Annotated in this window: 3 protein-coding genes; 2 read left to right on the forward strand and 1 reads right to left on the reverse strand. The window is 43.9% G+C overall.

All coding sequences use genetic code 11. The features are described 5' to 3' along the window. The first annotated feature begins 173 nt into the window (after positions 1-173). Both FNE76_RS08360 and FNE76_RS08800 read left to right on the forward strand, forming a co-directional pair. Entirely contained in the window at positions 174-350 is a 177-nt protein-coding gene (locus tag FNE76_RS08360) for a hypothetical protein (RefSeq protein WP_162983131.1), read from the forward strand. Positions 351-448: 98 nt separating this feature from the next. Then, complete coding sequence (locus tag FNE76_RS08800; protein ID WP_407925320.1) at positions 449-517, forward strand: hypothetical protein; 69 nt, start codon at positions 449-451, stop codon at positions 515-517. 198 nt (positions 518-715) lie between these two features. Here FNE76_RS08800 and FNE76_RS08045 read toward each other — a convergent pair. Further along, positions 716-1,067 (reverse strand): lecithin retinol acyltransferase family protein (locus FNE76_RS08045; RefSeq protein ID WP_120948838.1); only part of this gene is annotated, 352 nt, incomplete at its 5' end.

The raw sequence follows: 1,067 nt of genomic DNA on the forward strand, positions 1-1,067 counted from the left end.
AAAAGAAGACCTAAGCTGTGCAAAAGGAAACTAAGGAATGGCACCAAAATTCAGTGTCCTTGCAGGGGTGCTTGCTGGTTACGTGCAAGCCCTAGATTAGCATTACAACACTCTACAAGAGGATGACTTAGAGTGGAAGAGGATTGATCTAGCTTAGACACGTGGGAACAAAGATGGATGTTTCTTTAGAGGATTTAGAGCAGGCTAGCACCTCTAAAAAAGGCTTTAAGGGCTTAGAAAAGGAAGTTTTGGGGGGTAGCCCAAAACCCCACTCAAGAAAATACTTCCCTAAAAGCAAAAAAGAGCTCCAAGAATTGGTGGAAGATGAAACATCCATTGGACGAGATTGATATTGTGTGGCTAACAGATTTAAGCGGAGTGTTCCAAGCATTCTCACAGAGAGAGTTATGAGGGATTGGAAACTTGGGATATTTCTCGAGTAACAAATATGGAAAAAATGTTTAATTCCTGCAGGAATTTCAACCAGTCTCTTAATATTGGGATGTGTCTAGCGTAGCAATTGGTATTTACAATAAGGCCAGTCCCTAACAGCCCGGATGTATCTAATGCGAGAACTATGAACAGCCTATTTTGTTCATTGCTTGTCCTTTAGTCATTTGGATAATTTGGATATATCCAGCCCCAACTATGGTGTCAATAAGGGGTAAAAGAGCCAAACCAAGTCCTTAGTCCTTGTGTGTGCAAGAGTTCTTGGCTATTGCGCCCACACCCGCCAACAATCCATCTTTAGGATTTGGCCGATCTCTTGGCTGGGTTTGCGCGCGATTATACCTTCTGCACTCTTGCCCAAGCACTCCGTAATAAACCCATGGCAGTTATTCTTAAACAAGTGATAATCTCTAGCTTGCCCCACTAAGGACAATGCCCTTTGGGCTATGTCAAGATTGCCAACCGCTCTTGTGCCCTGACAAGAGACAAAAATGATCTGGCCCCCAGAAAACCCTTGAGAAGCGCATTTTTCAATGCGACTCCCATTAAATTTGCCGGTCAAATGCACAATCTGCCCCCCACCCACATAGATTCCCGTGTGTGAAAACGCATTGGCA

Source organism: Helicobacter mehlei (genome assembly GCF_007280785.1).
Classification (GTDB): Bacteria; Campylobacterota; Campylobacteria; order Campylobacterales; family Helicobacteraceae; genus Helicobacter; species Helicobacter mehlei.

Bases quoted from the DNA above. Each gene is read 5' to 3' on its own strand.
- FNE76_RS08360 (WP_162983131.1), top strand. From the start codon at position 174: ATGGATGTTTCTTTAGAGGATTTAGAGCAGGCTAGCACCTCTAAAAAA.